This is a genomic window from Vibrio sp. V08_P9A1T1, assembly GCF_963874405.1.
GTDB lineage: Bacteria > Pseudomonadota > Gammaproteobacteria > Enterobacterales > Vibrionaceae > Vibrio > Vibrio anguillarum.
On record NZ_CAWNIB010000212.1, the window covers coordinates 1 to 2,636 of the forward strand.

2 protein-coding genes are annotated in these 2,636 nt (G+C 40.5%); both read right to left on the minus strand.

Annotated features, from left to right (window positions below; genetic code table 11):
• Positions 1 to 100: 100 nt before the first annotated feature.
• Positions 101 to 736 (minus strand): OmpA family protein, encoded by a 636-nt coding sequence (locus AACT21_RS08775; RefSeq protein WP_094164067.1) that lies wholly within the window; start codon positions 734 to 736, stop codon positions 101 to 103.
• Complete coding sequence (locus AACT21_RS08780; protein WP_013856940.1) at positions 717 to 2,027, minus strand: TolC family outer membrane protein; 1,311 nt, start codon at positions 2,025 to 2,027, stop codon at positions 717 to 719. The genes AACT21_RS08775 and AACT21_RS08780 overlap by 20 nt, the downstream gene beginning before the upstream one ends.
• Positions 2,028 to 2,636 lie beyond the last annotated feature (609 nt).

The following is a 2,636-nucleotide window of genomic DNA, read 5'->3' on the forward strand; positions in this document are numbered from 1 at the left end:
GTGATGACGCGCAAGGATAGCATTTTGTGCTAGTAAACTCATTACAATTTTAGACAGAAAAAAGGGGCGAAAACGCCCCAATCCTCGATAAATATCGATTTCAACGCTCGCGTTTGGTGAAAATGGTCCACTCTTCTTTCACCGAACCTTTATGGCCGACGACAGTGGCGACAACTTTTCTATTCATCGCATGGCTAATATCATCATCACCATTTTCTGTCAGTTCAGTATCACCAAAACCAACAATACGGACACGAGTATGGCTAATGCCGTAACTAATAAGTGCCTTCTCGACATTATAAGCTCGGTTTTTCGATAACTCTAAGTTATAACCTGGATTCCCAACCTTACTGGCATAACCTTGTAATTCAATCGAAGCTGAAGGGTATTGCTTGAGAAAATTGGCCATTGACCGTATTTGACTTAGAAACACGGGGTTGACTATTGCTGAATCATTCGCAAACAGAATTCTAAGCTGGAGTTGCTCTTCGGTTTTAATGAAAGTGCCACAACCATCATTATCGATCTCTGACTTCAATGGTGTTTCGGGGCACAAATCTCTGGCATTAATCACGCCGTCAAAATCATCGTCACGTAAATCGTCTATTTGATCAGCGAGTGGCATATCAATATATGGATAACCATCTCTAGCAGATGAAGCCGTCGAGGTGATAAAGAGTAAGCTCGCTATCATTGGCCATAAGTATTTCAACATGTTAGTACTCCACCGCATCATGCCACTCTTTGGGTGTATCCACTCTCAACGAACTCAACAATGACCCAGTTGCATTCATAACACGGTATTTTGCATACTGTTCATCGTATTTGGCATCGAGATAACCTTTTCTTGCTTCGAAAAGCTCATTTTCAGTATTCAACACATCCAATAGTGTTCGCTTGCCGAGCTTATATTGTTTTTCATAAGCAATAACCGTATCTGAAGCAGAATCAACATGATCGGCTAAAAATTCTTTCTGTTGTAATGTCAAATCGAGAGCGCTCCAAGATAAACGCAACCCCTCTTCAACACTACGATAAGTCCGATCTCTTAAATCTTTCGCTTTGTTCATTTGGTAGGCAGCACTGTCGGTGCGCGCAGAATCTGAACCACCATTGTACAGGTTGTAACGCATCCTAATCATGGCCGAGAATTCATCGCTGCTACCTTCTATCCCACCGGCATCATCACGCCATGTTTGTGCAGCTTCGAAAGATAATGTTGGGTAATTTGTTCCCTGAGTTTGTTTATATTGAAACTTTGCAGAATCAACATCGGCTTGCGCTACTTTGATGACCGGGTGATCTTGGTAGGCCTTTTCTAAAGCGTCATCAACGGTAAAAGGCAAAGCAGAATGGTCTGCTCTAGGGAAAATTAAATCTTGAGGAGGTTGACCTACCAACCGTTTAAACTGGGTATGTATATCAAACAGATTATTCTGTGCAGCTAAAAGATTGCCATGGGCTTTAGCTAAACGAGCTTCAACCTGAGAAAGATCAGCGGTTGAACCAATGCCTGATTCCACACGCTTTTGTATATCACGATATATTTTCTTATGTACTGAGAGGTTGCTTTCAGAAAGTGTCAGTATTTCAAACGCTTTCGTTGCATCGAGATACACCTTAGTGACCTCTAATGCGATATCTTGAGCGTCAGCTAAGAGTTGGAAACGAACCGATTCGGCATCAGCCGAAGTACGATCAATATCGTTTAAAGTCGAAGAACCATCCCAAATCAGTTGGGTTAAGGTAATGGTGGCTTCTTTACGAGTAAGTTCATTTTCAGTACCAGAGGCTAAATCAACCGCTTCGTAGCCAATACCAGCATCGAGATCGATCCTTGGAAGATAAGCACCAGAAGAGGCTTCGCTATTATAGCGCTTACTCACATATTCGTTATATGCACTTTTAATATTTGGATTGGTTGCAAGCGTTATTGACACCGCTTGCTCAAGAGTCTGGCTATATACAGAGATCGGGAAGCTGAGTGCGATGGCGTAGCTCAACGTTTTCATGTTCATCCAATTCACTTGGGCACTCCTCTAGGGACTTCTACTTCTTTTAAGCCGCAATAGTACGGCATTAGCTGTTGCATTATCGAGACGCTTGATGGAAAAACGCAACAAAATAACATTAAATTCTCATCAGTAAACAGTAACATATTCATTACATTCTTGATTTTAGCGAAGAATCATACACCAAATCATCAATTAACATTTATTAAACATTGTTGATTGTTTTTATAATAAAGTACATCTTTAGTGTGATATTGATTCAAACTATAAATGTGTGACTTAAGTCTCCACCTACGTCACATAAGAAGGTGTAAAAATGGTTTTTCCTTTGTATTACAGGTGTTAAATGCTAATTTATTACCATTAGAAATGACAAATTACGTAGCAAAGATGTAGGAATGTAAACAGTCGCATCGTTGTGAATTCGGAAGTTATTAGAGGCATTATATGGAACTTGGTTCTTTTTCTTTAGGTACAACATTAACTTTCGGTCAGATGATCGTTGTGGATGCAAATGGCAATGTACGGGTGCTTCAGCCAGGAGAAAAAACCTTGCCTGGTGAAATAATCATCAGTGCCAGTAACGCTACCCAAGACGATGTAGGCAATAATAATGATGTACAA

What these genes read in the sequence shown, in the direction of transcription:
- AACT21_RS08775 (WP_094164067.1), bottom strand. Translation starts at nt 736, where the DNA reads ATGATGCGGTGGAGTACTAACATGTTGAAATACTTATGGCCAATGATA.